Genomic DNA, 12,690 nt, shown 5'->3' on the forward strand with positions numbered 1-12,690 from the left:
TCATGCAGCTCTATGTCTCCGATTTCGTCGGCGACACGCTGCAGCTCTCCACCGAGCAGATCGGCGCCTACATGCTCATCCTGATGGCGATGTGGAACGCCGGCGGCCGGCTGCCCGACGACGACGCCAAGCTCGCGCGCGTGGCGCGCCTGTCGCTCAGGAGATGGCGTGCCATCAGCCTCGATCTGCTGACCTTCTTCGAGCGCGAGGCGGGCGAGATCGGCCACAAGAGGCTGACGAAGGAACTGCACAAGGCACTGGTGAAAAGCGAGGCGAGGGCCGCCGCCGGCGCACGCGGCGGGGCCGCTACCGCCTTGAAAACAAAGGCGCATGCGGGACCAAATGCCGGCGCGTTGCCGCGGCATTCTCCAGACTCCAGAAACCAGAATGAAAAAGCTTCCGCTTTTTCCCCTGAAAATGCGGAAGCTTTTTCGGCTCGTGGAGAACAGGACGCGGCGGTGTTCTCACGGGAGAAGGCGGAGCCTTTATCCCGCGCGGGCAAGACAGCTCCCGTTTTCCCGGGGAAGAAACCAGGCTGGCACCGACCGAAAACCCACACCGACGCCGCCAACGCCATCATCGAGGAGATCCGCAGCCATGACCGCAGCCGAACTGCAGCAGGCGACGAAGGCGCTGGCCGCGATGTTCTCATGCTTCCCGCAATCCGCCCTGACTGACGTCGAGATGCAGATGCGCGGCTATCTCGGCGCGGTGCGCGACGCCGAGCTTGCCGATCTGCAGGCCGCCATCCAGCGCTTCGTGCGCGGCGAGGTGAGGAGCGGCAACGCCCAGTTCTGCCCGTCGAGCGCCCAGCTCTGCATCGAAGTGCGGGAGCGGCGGGTGATGCGCGAGCTGATGGCGAGAAGGGGAGCGCAAGTGCCGGCGAAGCGGGTGACGGGATGATCAGCCAGGTTTGCGGGACAGCGCCCCCCTCTGCCCTGCCGGGCATCTCCCCCACTAGGGGGGAGATCGGCAGCGTCGCCCGCGGCGCTCTCCTTGCAACGCTGGCGATTGGCGAAGGCCGCGACACATCTGATCTCCCCCCTAGTGGGGGAGATGGCCGGCAGGCCAGAGGGGGGCGCTGTCCCGCCAACCTCTCCAACCAAAAACGCCACACCCCAACCCCAAGGAGCCACCCATGCCCAAAAAAGCCAAAGCCGCCAAACCGCAGGCCCCCAAACTGCCCAAGGGCGAGGCCGAGCAGGTGCGCATCCGCCGCGAGATCGGCCATGATTTCGCGCTGAGCGACGACGCCTTCGGCCGCAAGCGGCTCGCGGCCGGCACGGCTGAAGCACGGCGCGTCTACGAGGTGTCGAATGACGGTCACACCTCGACCGGCGGCATCGTGCGGGTCCGCACGGTCGATCCGCTCATCGGCATCACCTCGCTGTCGCGCCAGCAGCGCGAGGCCGGCCAGCGCTACCGCGAGGATTTCCAGTGCAGCCAGCAGGCCGGTGTGAAACCGATGCGCTGGAGCGAACGCGTCGACGGCGGCCGCAAGGGCGGCGGGATCGCCGACAGCGTGCTCGACGCCGGCCGTGCGCATGCCGCCGCCACCCGCGCGCTCGGCCACTGGGAGGTGGCCGTCGTGGTGCAAAAAGTCTGCTGCGCGGGGGAGTCGGTGAAAGGCGTGGCGGAGCAGACCGGCGAGGGCCGCGACGTGGTGACGAAGCTGCTGAAGGTCGGGCTCGACCTGCTGGCGGTGCATTACGGGATGATGATGGAGCGGCGCGCGGGCTGAGAGAGCCGCGCGACAATCCGGCCGGCGATGCCGGCCGGATCCGCTTCACCAGGATCAGGTCATCCGCAGACGCGGATTTCCTCGACTATCCGGTGGTGGTGGCGCCAATGGCTGACCAGTTCGAGGTGGCAGCGGTGGTGCCGGTGGAAATAACGCGGCCTGTACCTGTAGCCGTCGTCATAAGGGTCGTAGGGGCCATAGACATATCGGCCGCCATAGTCCCCATCGTAATAGTCATTGCCGTAATCGTTGCCGTAATAATTGTCGTAGCCGCCGATGCCGATAAAGACGTGGCTGCGGGCCTCGGCGGGGGCGATCATCGCCGCGGCCGACGCAATGGCGATAAGCGAGGCAAACAGGAGCTTCTTCATGGCTACCTCCTTTTCAAGGCTTATCTAATATAACCCGCCAGGCGCGACCTCGTTCCATGGGTTCGCAAGGCGACCCATGCGGGCGCCGGGGCGCGAGACGCCCGGCTTCACTTCACCGAGGCGGCCGCGTCCTCGATGACAGCGGTGACTTCCGACGGATGCGATATCGGGAGCAAGTGGCCGCCGTGGATCTCGACGACCTTGGCACCCGAGCGTTTGGACATCCGCCGCTGCAGCTCCGGCGCAATGGTGCGGTCTTCCGTGGCAATGGCTGCCCAGCTTGGCGTATTGTGCCATGCCGCTGCTTCGGCCTTGTAGCCGAAAATCGCCGTGTTCGCGGGCGTCTGGAACATGGCGGTATAGCGCGCCTCGGCCTCGGGCAGGCCGTTCGCCACATCGGCGATCCAGGCGTCGGGCTTGACAAGGTAGAAGCCGTCCTTGAACACGGTAAGCGCGTCCGCCGGCAGCTTGCCGGGGATGGAGGCGTTGAGGAAGCCCAGGCTTTCGCCGATCTCGGGCTGGAACGCAGCCACGTAGACGAGGGCACGCACCTGCGGCTCGGTGCCGGCCTGGCTGATCACCATGCCGCCATAGGAGTGACCGACCAGCACGACGGGACCATCCTGCGCGTCGACCGCGCGGCGGGTGGCGGCGATATCGTCCTGAATGGAGGTCATCGGCAGCTGCACCACGGTGACACGGTACTTGTCGGCTGTCAGGCGGTCGTAGACGCCGCGCCAGGCGCCGCCATCCATGTTCATTCCGTGCACGAGCACGATATTGCCGGCTTTCGCCGCGGCGGGCGCGGGCAGCGCCGCGGCGGCGGCGACAATCGTGAGCGAGGCGAGAAGGGTGCTGATCCTGTCCATTTTGGAGCTCCGGTTGGTTGGAGCCAGAGACCTAAGGCGAATTGCATTTCGCCATTAGAGTGATTTATATGAATGGGTCTATCACACTGGCTGATAAATGGATCGTCGCGATATTGCCGACCTGCTCGTGTTCCAGGCCATTGTGGAGGCGGGCAGCTTCACACGGGCCGCTTCCGTCATGGGGCGTGCGCAGTCCGGCCTGAGCCAGACCATCAGTGCATTGGAGGCGCGGCTCGGCGTGCCGCTGCTGGCGCGATCCACCCGCAGCGTGCGGCCAACCGAGGCGGGCCGCCGCCTGCTCGATCGGATCTCGCCTTCGCTGCGCCAGATCGAAAGCGGCCTGCTGGAGTTGCAGGACAGCCGCGACCAGCCGTCCGGCACGTTGCGGCTGACCGTGATGGAATATCCGGCGCGCGCCATTCTGGTGCCGGCGCTGAGTGAATTCCTGGCCAGCCATCCGGGGGTTCGGGTCGACATCCACGTCAGCGATCGGTTCGTCGATATCGTCCAGGGAGGGTTCGATGCCGGCATACGCTTCGGAGCGCATCTGGAGAAGGACATGGTGGCTGTTCCGGTGGGGCCGGATGTCAGCGCGGCCATTGTCGCGGCGCCGGCGTACTACCTCAGGAGAGGCCGGCCCGTCCGGCTCGAGGATCTTGCGGCGCATGACTGCATCAACTTTCGCACGGCAAGCCATGGCGACGTCTACCGCTGGATGTTCAGGGACGGCGCGCGCACGGTCGACGTGCCGGTCGAGGGCGCCGTCATCGTCAATGATGCGCCCGTGATGATCGAAGCCGCCTTGGCTGGCCTGGGGCTGGCCTACATCTTCGAGCCGCACGTTGCCGGGCATCTCGCCTCAGGACGTTTGGAAACGTGTCTGGAAACGTTCTGCCCCGTCTGGTCGGGCTACCATCTCTACTATCCGAGCAGGCACCAGAAATCGGCCGCGCTTGCGGCCCTCGTCGAGCATTTGCGCTACAGGCGGCATGCGTAGGGTGCGCCGAGACCGGTGACGTGGGGGCCGCGTTGCCAGGGCGCCAGCTTCAACCCGCAGCCCAATTCACTGGTCTATGCTGCCACCAACGCGGCGGTGGATTCGATCACGCCGGGACAAGGCGCTGGTGGCGGTCACCCCGCTCGGCCGCTTCGGCCAGCCGGAAGATATCGCCAAGGTGGCGGTGTTCCTGGCGTCCGACGAGGCGGCGTGGGTGAGCGGAGAGCGGATCACGGCGTCTGGCGGATGGTGGTAGAGGTGTGTCTCTCCTTTCTCCCACAGGTGAGAAAAGGAAGCTAAGCTCCCCTAAAACAGCGCCTTCTCCAGCGGTCCCTCCAGCGTCTCCGCAAACGCTGTCGCCAGATGGTGCCTGTCCCGAAACGCCAGTTTGCCGCCGATGAAGACGTGGCATTCGGTCGGGCCGCAGAAGCGGTCGGTAAGGTCGACATAGAGCGTGTCGGGCACGCTTTTCACCACGGCGCGCTCTTGCGCCGCGGTGCCGTCATTGGCGGCCTGCGCCCTCGGCGTGTCGCAGCGCGAGGGGGCCTCGCGCCACCACAGCGCGCGGGCCACGCAGGAATCGGCGAAGCTGTCGCCGATCGGCGTGTCGCGGATGACCGCGGTTTCGACGCCGGCCTGGCTGAAGGCCTGCAAGGTGGAGCGCAGGCCGGCCTGCCAGCGCGCGGTTTCTTGCTTGCGGCCGGCGGCGGTCATGTCGCGCGTCAGATTGCCGATCGAGAATTCCGAGATCACCACCAGGCGCGGCTTGCGGCGGATGATTTCCGCTATCGCCTGTTCGCGCCAGGCGTCGCATTCGGTGTAGTCGCGCTTCAGCACCGTGTTGAAGGTCGAGAGCCGCGAGGCGCGGCACGAGGATTTGAGATAGGTGACCACCTTGGTGTCGTTGCGGCTCGCCGCTTCGACCAGCGGCGTCGACCAGTGGTCGGCGTGCGAGTCGCCGAACAGCACGATGGTGTGGGCGGCGTCGGCCGGCCCGAACGTGCAGGGTTTGGGCTTCACCGTGTGGAAGTCCAGCAGGCAGTTCTTGTCGGCGGCGCGCGCGATGGAGGGCTGTTCGGCGGCCTCTTCGATGCCGCGCTGGGCCGGGTCGATGTTGCGCGTGGCCAGGTGCGCGTTGGCATAGGCGACGGCCACACCCACGCCGGTGAGCGCCAGGGCGGGGGCGAGCGCCCGAGCGCCGGCCATCAGCCCGCCACCAAGGCGCGCCGGGTTCTCGATCAGGTGGTAGGTCAGGAATGCCAGCACCAGCGCCAGCGCGGCGCAACCGAGGCGCTGGAAGACGGTGAGGTCCGGCACCAGCATGCCGGCATAGACGATGACAGGCCAATGCCAGAGATAGAGCGAATAGGAGAGGGTGCCGATCCATTGCAGGGGCGGCAGCGAAAGCATGGAAGCGGGCGCAAGAACCTGCCAGCCGGTCGGGCTGGCTGCCGCCGCCTCGCGTTCTTCGCCCGCGCCACTCAGCAGCACCAGCACCGTGCCTGCAACCGGGAGAACCGCGTACCAGCCGGGGAAGGGCAGGTCTTCGCTCAAGGTGAGATAGGCCGCCGCGATCAGCGCCAGGCCGATCCATCCCTGCGCCGCGCGCAGCCACGGCCGGCGCTGCCACAAGGCCGCCGGCGCCAGTGTCGCCAGGCCGCCGGCGGCGAACTCCCAGGCGCGCAGCGGCGAGAAGTAGAAGGCCCAGGCCGGCGAGAGGCTGGTGAGCCACAGGCAGGCGGCGAAGGAGGCGAGGCCGGCGACGCCGATCACCACCACCGCCATGCGCTTGCCCCGGTGCAGCCAGGCGGCGAAGAGCAGCAGCGCCGGCCAGACGAGATAGAACTGCTCCTCCACCGACAGCGACCAGAAATGGATGAAGGGATTGCCCAGGGCATCGGCGGCGAAATAGTCGAACGACCAGCGCAGCAGCCACAAATTGATGGTGTAGGCCGAGGCGTACATGGCGCCGTGCGAATAGAGCGCCTGCTCCTGCGGCGAGAGGATGAAATAGCCCGCGCCAAGCGTCGCCAGGATGACGAACAGGGCCGCCGGCAGAAGCCGCCGGGCGCGCCGGGCATAAAAGCGCCAGAGGTCGAGCCGGCCGGTCCTGGTGATCTCGCCCATCAGATGCGTGGTGATCAGCCAGCCGGAAATGACGAAGAAGATGTCGACGCCGGCAAAGCCGCCGGGCAGGCCAGAGAGGCCGAAATGATAGGCAACGACGCCGCCGACCGCCAGCGCGCGCAACCCCTGTATGTCCGACCGGAACGATGCCGCCACGAGGCCTCCTTCGTGCCCCCAAGCCCAACAACCCTGCCCAAGCCCAATGCTCGCCAATCGCGGCCGGACAGGCCGCTATCGCAATGCAGCAAGTTTTTCGCAGTGCAACATGGCCAGAACAAGGAGACGGGCGCAGAGACTCAAGGCGTGCGACGGCCGCACGGTCGGCGATCCCGGAACAGTGTCTGGCCATTGCTTGGGAAGGCAGGGTTTCCACAGCGACCTGCGCGAGGCGAAATCCCGGGCATTGGGGCATTCCATGAAGAAGACGTACGAACGACCGGTCCTCGTGAAACGCGAGAAGCTGGCCAGCATCGTTGCGATCGTGGGGTCGGGTCCGTTCTGAACGGGCGCGGCCGGGCATTCCAGCCGGTATGCATTCCAGATGCACCGTGGTGACAATGCAACAGGGCGGCGTTTCCGGTCGCGGCAGTCGGGCTGACATGCTGGTCGGTGCTTGACGCGATGCGGCGGCGATGCGATGTCGGCCCGTCACTTGGGCAAGGGGATATCATGAAGAAGACCTACGAAAAGCCGGTGCTCGTGAAGCGCGAGCAACTTTCCCGCGTCACCGCGATGGCCGTGCCATCGGGAAAGCCCGTCTAAGCCGGCTGGCCCTGCCGATCGCAGGCGGGCGGCGAGGCGGACCGTTGTCGGGCACCTCGACTATTCGGCATGCCGCCATCACAAAACAGCCCCGCGAACGGGGCTGTTTTTCTATGGAGGGCAGGCGCTATCAGCTGCCGCCGTTCAATTTCACGCTGCTGCAGAATTCCGGATGGGAATTGGCGGGAGTGGCGTTCTTGGCCTCGTCCGCACAAGCCGTCTTCATCGACGCCTGGTCGTCCGGCGTCAGCGCCTTCCAGGCTTTGACGAAATCGTCATTGCCGCGCAGCGTCTTCATGCTGGAATCCGTGTAGAAAGGCTGCATCTTCGCCGGGTCGTCGAGAGCTGACGTACCGCTGCCGCCGCCCGCGAGGGCAGAGCCGGCGGCCATTGAAAGCGCCATGGCGCCAAGACAGATCATCTTGATATTCATGATAGGATCCTTCCCTGTTGCTTTGTGACCGTCGAAGCAACGATCAAGGTCATAACGGAAGAATTCGGGTAAAAGTTCCGGTTTCCGACGTGAAACGCGCTTGATTTTCCAAAAATATATCCAAAAAATCTTGAAACTTTTCTGGTAATTCTGCCGTATGCCCGCGCAAAAACTCTCTTTTTTGCATGGCGACCGCGCGTTGATCCCGCTGCCGACGCGAAACGCGGACGGCGCTGGAGGACCGGACGCAGCATCCGGCCAATTTCAGAATTTCCCGGCCCCGTTATTGTTCCGTACCGGCCGAAAAAGGCCCCACCGGCAGGGCCGGCGGGGCATTGATCGGAGGTCTGCGATCGCCCGGGGAGGCGATCCCTGGAGCAACGAGAAACGGCTTGCGAAAAGTTTCACGATCTGGGCGTGGCTGTTGCCGCGGGTGGCCGGCATCAGCGGGCTCGCAACCCTCTCCTGAGGCCGGCCTGTCGCGCGGCGCCGCGCTGCGATATTCTTTGGCGATGAAACTCGGCCAGAGCATAGGGTTCTGCACCTCCGCCGACGGCACGCGCATCGCTGTCGCCTCATGCGGGAAGGGCGAGGTGATCGTGCGGGCGGCGCACTGGATGAGCCATGTCGACTATGATCTGGAAAGCCCCATCTGGCGGCCATGGCTGCAGGCGCTTTCAGCCCGCAACCGGTTCGTGCGCTACGATCCGCGCGGCTGCGGCCTGTCGGACCGCCATGTCGCTGATCTCTCGATCGAAGCCTGGCACGCCGACCTCGATGCGGTGACGGCTGCCATAGAGGAGCCGAAATTCGTCCTGCTCGGCCTGTCGCAGGGCGGCGCGCTCAGCATTGCCTATGCGCTGAGGCATCCCGAACGGGTGTCGCATCTTGTGCTTTTGAACGCCTACGGCCAGGGCGGGCGGGTCCGGGCGAAGACCGAGGCCGAACGGCTCGAAGCAGAAACGCTGGTCAATTTTGTCCGCATCGGCTGGGGACGCGAAAACCCGGCGTTCTGCCGCTTCTTCACCAATTTGTTCATCCCCGACGGGACGCCCGATCAGCATCGCTGGTGGGGCGACCTCGAACGTATGACGGCAACCGCCGACGTCGCCGCGCAATTGCTCTCGCACATGCAGGGGATCGACGTGCTGGACCTCGCGGCGCGGCTGCGCGTCCCGACGCTGATCGCGCATAGCCGGGGCGACATGCGGGTGCCGTTCGACGAAGGCTGCAAGCTTGCCGCTGTCATTCCCGGCGCGCGCTTCGTGCCGCTTGAAAGCAAGAATCACGTGCTGTTGCCGAACGAACCGGCCTGGACCGTGTTCCAGGACGAACTGGCCGCCTTCCTCGGGCGCGAGCGGCCCGCCCAGCCGCAAATCATCCGCGAGGCCGGCCTGACAGCCGCCGAGGCGGCACTGCTGGAACTGGTCGCGGAGGGGCTCGACAACCGTGCGATCGCCGGACGCCTCGGCAAGAGCGTCAAGACCGTACGCAACCAGTTGTCAGCGATCTTCAGCAAGCTTGGCGTGCACAGCCGCTCGCAGGCGATCGTCATGGCCCTGTCGGGCATGGGCCGGACGGGATAGGAGCCAATCGCCAGCGGTAGCGCGGCCTCCGTTTAGCGTCGCGGTGGAATGCCCGCGTCTCGGTCTACATCTTCCTCGGCGAGATCGTCGCGGTTCACGCCGTCACGGCCTTCTGGGCCGCCGCGAATACATCGCGTGCGGACGTCGTACCCGCTACGTGCTCCGTGCCCGCGACTCCGAGGTCCATCCATCCCGCGTTCACGGCCTCAGACATTTCTTCGGCAGGTCCGGTGCGGCCCTTCGGGATGCCGAATTGCTCGAACGCTTCCGCCCACCCTGCACGCGGGATTGCAAAGGCTTTCACGTCGAGATTCAGGACTTCACCCAATTGCTCCGCGACTTCATCCGCGGTGACCATCGAACCAATCTCGACGATGCGCTGCCCTGACCACGCTGGCCCGGTCAAAAGGGTTGCGACCTCCGCGCCGATGTCGTTCGTCGCCACCATGGTCGATTTCCGGTTGGTCGGACTGTTGTAGACCGGTAGCGTTCCGCCCTGCGCGACCTGCAGGCCGTAAAGGAAGTTTTCGAAGAATCCACCTGCGCGTACAAATGCGATTGGCGAATTCAGGTCTCGAAAAGCTTGCTCCAGAAGCCACAGGGCCGTGATCACCCCGTGCCCGCTGGCTCTGTTCGCACCCATCGACGAAAGCGCAACCACGCGCGGCGGCGCTGCCTTAGCGAGCGCCTCGACATAGTTCGCTATCACGCCCTTTGCTTCTTTGTAATCGGGCGACGGTGCCCAGACAGGGGGCAACATGACGAACGCGCCTTCGACGCCTTTGAGCGCTTGCTCGATGGTTGCTGAAACATTCCAGTCGCCATCCACCAGTTCCACGCCCTGGTTCGCCCAGCTAGCCGCCTTTTCGCGATTGCGGACGAGCGCGCGTACCTCCTTGCCGTGCGCCAACAGATGTTCTGCCGTTGCGCCGCCCACTTTTCCCGTGATTCCCGTTACTAAAAACATGCGTTTTCTCCTGATCTTGAGGGACAGAGCACCGCCCTGTTGGTTCAATGGATGACTGGCAGAAGGGCCCGGATACGGGGATCGCGCAGGTAGAGGCCGCCCCATGTCATCGCGCCCAGGAGCAATGAAAAGAGTTCCGGCGGCGACCCCAACTCACCGATGCGGACATGGGCGCAGATGGCGCCTCCCAGAAAGCCCGTCACAAGGATCGCGCCGAGGACGGCGGTGGCCGGGATGGCGTAAAGGATGACGCAGGCGAGGATGATCGGGCCCAAGACATGGGTCACATCCATCGCGAACCCGGTTTCCTGCAACATGCTCTCGATCCGTGCCGGCGCGAAAAGCTGAACAGCGCTGTCCGCCGCCAGGGCAATGACGACAAATGCGCTCATTATCCGGCCGGCCCATAGGCTGCGATGCAAGGTCATGGCTTCAGGCGCCTGATGTAGGTTCATGGTTTCGGGCACTTGTCGTTCTCCGATGGAGGCCTCTCGATGTTCAAAACTTATTGTGCCTGTTAGGCATGATAAACATCGACAAAACGAACGCGCTGTTCTCTATAAAGAGAACAATGCCGAGGCACGAAGATGCAGAATCTCGAACCGCTCCTCATATTCGTAACGATCGCGGACATGGGGAGCTTCACCCGCGCGGCCGATAGTCTTGGCATCCAAAAGGGACGGGCCTCAACGGCGGTCCGCAAGCTGGAAGACGATGTCGGCGTCAGGCTCCTGCACCGAACGACGCGCAGCGTGCAGTTGACGGAGGACGGGCGCGCATTTCATGCCCGGGCCCGCAATCTGCTTGCTGAAGTCGATGACCTGCAAGCGATGTTCGCAGGCGATCGCGTGGCGCTTCGCGGGCGTTTGCGCGTCGATCTTCCAACCGAGGTGGCGCGCATGACGATCGTGCCGGCCTTGCCGGATTTCATGACGGCTCACCCCGAGTTAGAGCTGGAGGTGTCGAGTACGGATCGGCAAGTCGATCTGGTTCAAGAGGGGTTCGACTGTGTGTTGCGGCTTGGACCCGTAAAGGACGAGACGCTGATTGCCCGCCCACTGGGCCTGCTGCGCATGGTCAATGTTGCCAGCCCCGCCTATCTGGCGCGCCATGGCGTCCCTCGATCGCTGGAAGATCTCCACCGTCAGGGACATCGGACAATTCATTTTTCGACGATGCTGGGCGCAAGGCCCCATGGATGGGAATATCCGGACGGCGCCAGCTACGCGACGCTTCAGTTGCCAGGTGCGCTCCATGTCAACAGCGCGCAGACCTACGAAGCCGCTGCGCTTGCTGGCCTTGGTCTGATTCAGGCGCCACTCCTGGGCGTCGGTCCATATCTGGAGAGCGGAACGCTTGTGGAGATCATGCCCGATTTTCGTCGCCGGGCGCTCCCTGTGTCCCTTGTCGTGGCACATCGGAGCAATCTGTCGCGCCGGGTCCGCGCGTTCATGAAATGGATCGAGGATGTGCTGACGCCGTATCTGGAATAACGCGGCGAACATCTTCGTCCGGCTCCTGGAATCAACCTTCTAGATCAATCGCCGCGCTCGCACCATTGGTGGATTTCAGCTCAGCCTGGAAGGCGGGACATCTGTCCCTCGATGGCCGCGATTTTCCCGGCCGCGCGGGACCGCCGCATCATGCCAAGGGCCATTTGCGGGGTCTATCCCCTCGATCGGCGGCGCGACAGAGCGCCGTTCGATAGGGGAAACCGACATGACGCAACTCGATGAAGCAACGCTCAATGAACTGGTTGGCCGCATCCTTGGCGACCTTGGCGGCGCGGTCAGCGTGCCGCTGGTGCGGATCGGCGACGCGCTCGGCCTGTACAAGACGCTGAAGGAGATCGGTCCGGCAAGTGCGGACCAACTCGCCGAGGCGGCGGGCTGCTCGCCCCGCTACGTCAGGGAATGGCTCTCGGCGCAGGCGGCGTCCAGCTACGTGCATTATGAGCAGGGGCGGTTCTCGCTGACGCCGGAGCAGTCCTTCGTGTTTGCCGAGCCCGACAGTCCGGTCAATCTGATCGGCGGGTTCGATACCGCGGCCGCGATGGTCGAGAACCAGCCCAAGGTGCAGGCGGCCTTCAAGACCGGGCGCGGCGTTGCCTGGGGCGATCAGGCAGGCTGCCTGTTCTGCGCGGTGGCACGGCTGTTCCGGCCGGGTTACGTCAATGCGCTCGTGCAGGATTGGCTGCCGGCGCTGGACGGGGTGGTCGACAGGCTGAAGGCGGGGGCTGTCGTGGCCGATGTCGGCTGCGGGCACGGGCTGTCGACCATCCTGATGGCGCAGGCGTTCCCGGCCTCCCGATTCATCGGTTATGACTTCCATCCGGCCTCGATTGCTGCGGCGACCGCGCATGCCCGTTCGCACGGGCTGGCCAACCTCACTTTCGAAGTCGGCCGGGCACAGGATTTCGGCGGCAGCGGCTTCGACCTCATCACCTGCTTCGACTGCCTGCACGACATGGGCGATCCGAAGGCCGCGTCTGCGCATATCCACCAGGCGCTGAAGCAAGGCGGCACCTGGATGGTGGTCGAGCCGATGGCCGGCAACACGCTGGAGGAAAACATCAATCCGGTCGGAAGGCTCTACTACGCGGCCTCGACGATGATCTGCGTGCCGACCTCGCTGGCACAGGAGACGGGGCTCGCGCTGGGCGCGCAGGCCGGGGAGACCCGCCTTGCGGAGGTCATCCGGTCGGGTGGCTTCTTGCGTGTCCGGCGGGCCGCCCAGACCCCGCTCAACATGGTGCTCGAAGCGACCTGACAGACCGAAATCCGCACCGCTTTCGCGGCTGGGGCAAAGGCCGGTTCGGGCTTCTGTTCGAGCCGGCC

Annotated in this window: 15 protein-coding genes; 9 read left to right on the top strand and 6 right to left on the bottom strand. The window is 64.9% G+C overall.

The features are described from left to right. Nucleotides 1–2 precede the first annotated feature (2 nt). The 3 genes from MesoLj_RS15875 (at nucleotide 3) to MesoLj_RS15885 (ending at nucleotide 1,741) form a co-directional block, all read left to right on the top strand. Nucleotides 3–677, top strand: coding sequence for a YdaU family protein (locus tag MesoLj_RS15875; protein WP_446720313.1), 675 nt, complete (start codon nucleotides 3–5; stop codon nucleotides 675–677). Continuing rightward, nucleotides 598–903 carry a hypothetical protein gene (locus tag MesoLj_RS15880; RefSeq protein ID WP_202326634.1) on the top strand — a complete coding sequence of 102 codons (306 nt, stop codon included), beginning with the start codon at nucleotides 598–600 and terminating at the stop codon, nucleotides 901–903. Before MesoLj_RS15875 ends, MesoLj_RS15880 begins: the two co-directional genes overlap by 80 nt. Nucleotides 904–1,138: 235 nt before the next feature. After that, on the top strand, nucleotides 1,139–1,741 hold the full coding sequence (locus MesoLj_RS15885) for a DUF6456 domain-containing protein (RefSeq protein ID WP_202326635.1): 603 nt from the start codon (nucleotides 1,139–1,141) through the stop codon (nucleotides 1,739–1,741). 59 nt (nucleotides 1,742–1,800) lie between these two features. On the opposite strand, the gene MesoLj_RS15890 is transcribed toward MesoLj_RS15885, so the two are convergent. After that, nucleotides 1,801–2,112 carry a hypothetical protein gene (locus MesoLj_RS15890; RefSeq protein ID WP_140774087.1) on the bottom strand — a complete coding sequence of 104 codons (312 nt, stop codon included), beginning with the start codon at nucleotides 2,110–2,112 and terminating at the stop codon, nucleotides 1,801–1,803. 107 nt (nucleotides 2,113–2,219) lie between these two features. Next, on the bottom strand, nucleotides 2,220–2,981 hold the full coding sequence (locus tag MesoLj_RS15895) for an alpha/beta fold hydrolase (RefSeq protein ID WP_202326636.1): 762 nt from the start codon (nucleotides 2,979–2,981) through the stop codon (nucleotides 2,220–2,222). A 97-nt stretch (nucleotides 2,982–3,078) separates the two neighbouring features. Here MesoLj_RS15895 and MesoLj_RS15900 point away from each other — a divergent pair, with 97 nt between their 5' ends. Together MesoLj_RS15900 and MesoLj_RS15905 are read left to right on the top strand one after the other, a co-directional pair. After that, a complete protein-coding gene (locus tag MesoLj_RS15900; RefSeq protein ID WP_202326637.1) occupies nucleotides 3,079–3,978 on the top strand; it encodes a LysR family transcriptional regulator in 900 nt (299 codons plus the stop codon). A 127-nt stretch (nucleotides 3,979–4,105) separates the two neighbouring features. Further along, nucleotides 4,106–4,234, top strand: a complete 129-nt coding sequence (locus tag MesoLj_RS15905) for an SDR family oxidoreductase (protein WP_446720314.1) — start codon at nucleotides 4,106–4,108, stop codon at nucleotides 4,232–4,234. 50 nt (nucleotides 4,235–4,284) lie between these two features. Here MesoLj_RS15905 and MesoLj_RS15910 read toward each other — a convergent pair whose 3' ends face one another. After that, nucleotides 4,285–6,261, bottom strand: a complete 1,977-nt coding sequence (locus MesoLj_RS15910; RefSeq protein WP_202326639.1) for an acyltransferase family protein — start codon at nucleotides 6,259–6,261, stop codon at nucleotides 4,285–4,287. Nucleotides 6,262–6,774: 513 nt separating this feature from the next. Between MesoLj_RS15910 and MesoLj_RS15915 the strand changes: the two genes are divergently transcribed. Beyond that, nucleotides 6,775–6,867, top strand: a complete 93-nt coding sequence (locus tag MesoLj_RS15915) for a putative RiPP precursor (protein WP_202326640.1) — start codon at nucleotides 6,775–6,777, stop codon at nucleotides 6,865–6,867. Between the two features lie 130 nt (nucleotides 6,868–6,997). Here MesoLj_RS15915 and MesoLj_RS15920 read toward each other — a convergent pair whose 3' ends face one another. Next, nucleotides 6,998–7,300: a hypothetical protein gene (locus MesoLj_RS15920; RefSeq protein ID WP_202326641.1), complete on the bottom strand. Its 303-nt coding sequence runs from the start codon at nucleotides 7,298–7,300 to the stop codon at nucleotides 6,998–7,000. Between the two features lie 512 nt (nucleotides 7,301–7,812). Here MesoLj_RS15920 and MesoLj_RS15925 point away from each other — a divergent pair. Beyond that, nucleotides 7,813–8,886: an alpha/beta fold hydrolase gene (locus tag MesoLj_RS15925; protein ID WP_202326642.1), complete on the top strand. Its 1,074-nt coding sequence runs from the start codon at nucleotides 7,813–7,815 to the stop codon at nucleotides 8,884–8,886. 94 nt (nucleotides 8,887–8,980) lie between these two features. Here the strand turns inward: MesoLj_RS15925 and MesoLj_RS15930 are convergent, their stop codons facing one another. Together MesoLj_RS15930 and MesoLj_RS15935 are read right to left on the bottom strand one after the other, a co-directional pair. Beyond that, the gene (locus MesoLj_RS15930; RefSeq protein ID WP_202326643.1) at nucleotides 8,981–9,853 is read right to left on the bottom strand and encodes an NmrA family NAD(P)-binding protein; all 873 of its coding nucleotides are present in this window, start codon (nucleotides 9,851–9,853) and stop codon (nucleotides 8,981–8,983) included. A gap of 44 nt (nucleotides 9,854–9,897) precedes the next feature. Continuing rightward, nucleotides 9,898–10,320, bottom strand: coding sequence for a DoxX family protein (locus tag MesoLj_RS15935; RefSeq protein WP_202326644.1), 423 nt, complete (start codon nucleotides 10,318–10,320; stop codon nucleotides 9,898–9,900). 120 nt (nucleotides 10,321–10,440) lie between these two features. Between MesoLj_RS15935 and MesoLj_RS15940 the strand changes: the two genes are divergently transcribed. Together MesoLj_RS15940 and MesoLj_RS15945 are read left to right on the top strand one after the other, a co-directional pair. Beyond that, entirely contained in the window at nucleotides 10,441–11,346 is a 906-nt protein-coding gene (locus MesoLj_RS15940; RefSeq protein ID WP_202326645.1) for a LysR family transcriptional regulator, read from the top strand. Between the two features lie 226 nt (nucleotides 11,347–11,572). After that, entirely contained in the window at nucleotides 11,573–12,622 is a 1,050-nt protein-coding gene (locus MesoLj_RS15945; RefSeq protein WP_202326646.1) for a class I SAM-dependent methyltransferase, read from the top strand. Nucleotides 12,623–12,690 lie beyond the last annotated feature (68 nt).

The organism is Mesorhizobium sp. 113-3-9 (assembly GCF_016756515.1).
GTDB lineage: Bacteria > Pseudomonadota > Alphaproteobacteria > Rhizobiales > Rhizobiaceae > Mesorhizobium.

Excerpts from the sequence above, each read along its gene's own strand:
- MesoLj_RS15875 (WP_446720313.1), top strand. The coding sequence starts at position 3 with ATGCAGCTCTATGTCTCCGATTTCGTCGGCGACACGCTGCAGCTCTCC.
- MesoLj_RS15880 (WP_202326634.1), top strand. The coding sequence starts at position 598 with ATGACCGCAGCCGAACTGCAGCAGGCGACGAAGGCGCTGGCCGCGATG.
- MesoLj_RS15885 (WP_202326635.1), top strand. The coding sequence starts at position 1,139 with ATGCCCAAAAAAGCCAAAGCCGCCAAACCGCAGGCCCCCAAACTGCCC.
- MesoLj_RS15890 (WP_140774087.1), bottom strand. The coding sequence starts at position 2,112 with ATGAAGAAGCTCCTGTTTGCCTCGCTTATCGCCATTGCGTCGGCCGCG.
- MesoLj_RS15895 (WP_202326636.1), bottom strand. The coding sequence starts at position 2,981 with ATGGACAGGATCAGCACCCTTCTCGCCTCGCTCACGATTGTCGCCGCC.
- MesoLj_RS15900 (WP_202326637.1), top strand. The coding sequence starts at position 3,079 with ATGGATCGTCGCGATATTGCCGACCTGCTCGTGTTCCAGGCCATTGTG.
- MesoLj_RS15915 (WP_202326640.1), top strand. The coding sequence starts at position 6,775 with ATGAAGAAGACCTACGAAAAGCCGGTGCTCGTGAAGCGCGAGCAACTT.
- MesoLj_RS15920 (WP_202326641.1), bottom strand. The coding sequence starts at position 7,300 with ATGAATATCAAGATGATCTGTCTTGGCGCCATGGCGCTTTCAATGGCC.
- MesoLj_RS15925 (WP_202326642.1), top strand. The coding sequence starts at position 7,813 with ATGAAACTCGGCCAGAGCATAGGGTTCTGCACCTCCGCCGACGGCACG.
- MesoLj_RS15930 (WP_202326643.1), bottom strand. The coding sequence starts at position 9,853 with ATGTTTTTAGTAACGGGAATCACGGGAAAAGTGGGCGGCGCAACGGCA.
- MesoLj_RS15940 (WP_202326645.1), top strand. The coding sequence starts at position 10,441 with ATGCAGAATCTCGAACCGCTCCTCATATTCGTAACGATCGCGGACATG.
- MesoLj_RS15945 (WP_202326646.1), top strand. The coding sequence starts at position 11,573 with ATGACGCAACTCGATGAAGCAACGCTCAATGAACTGGTTGGCCGCATC.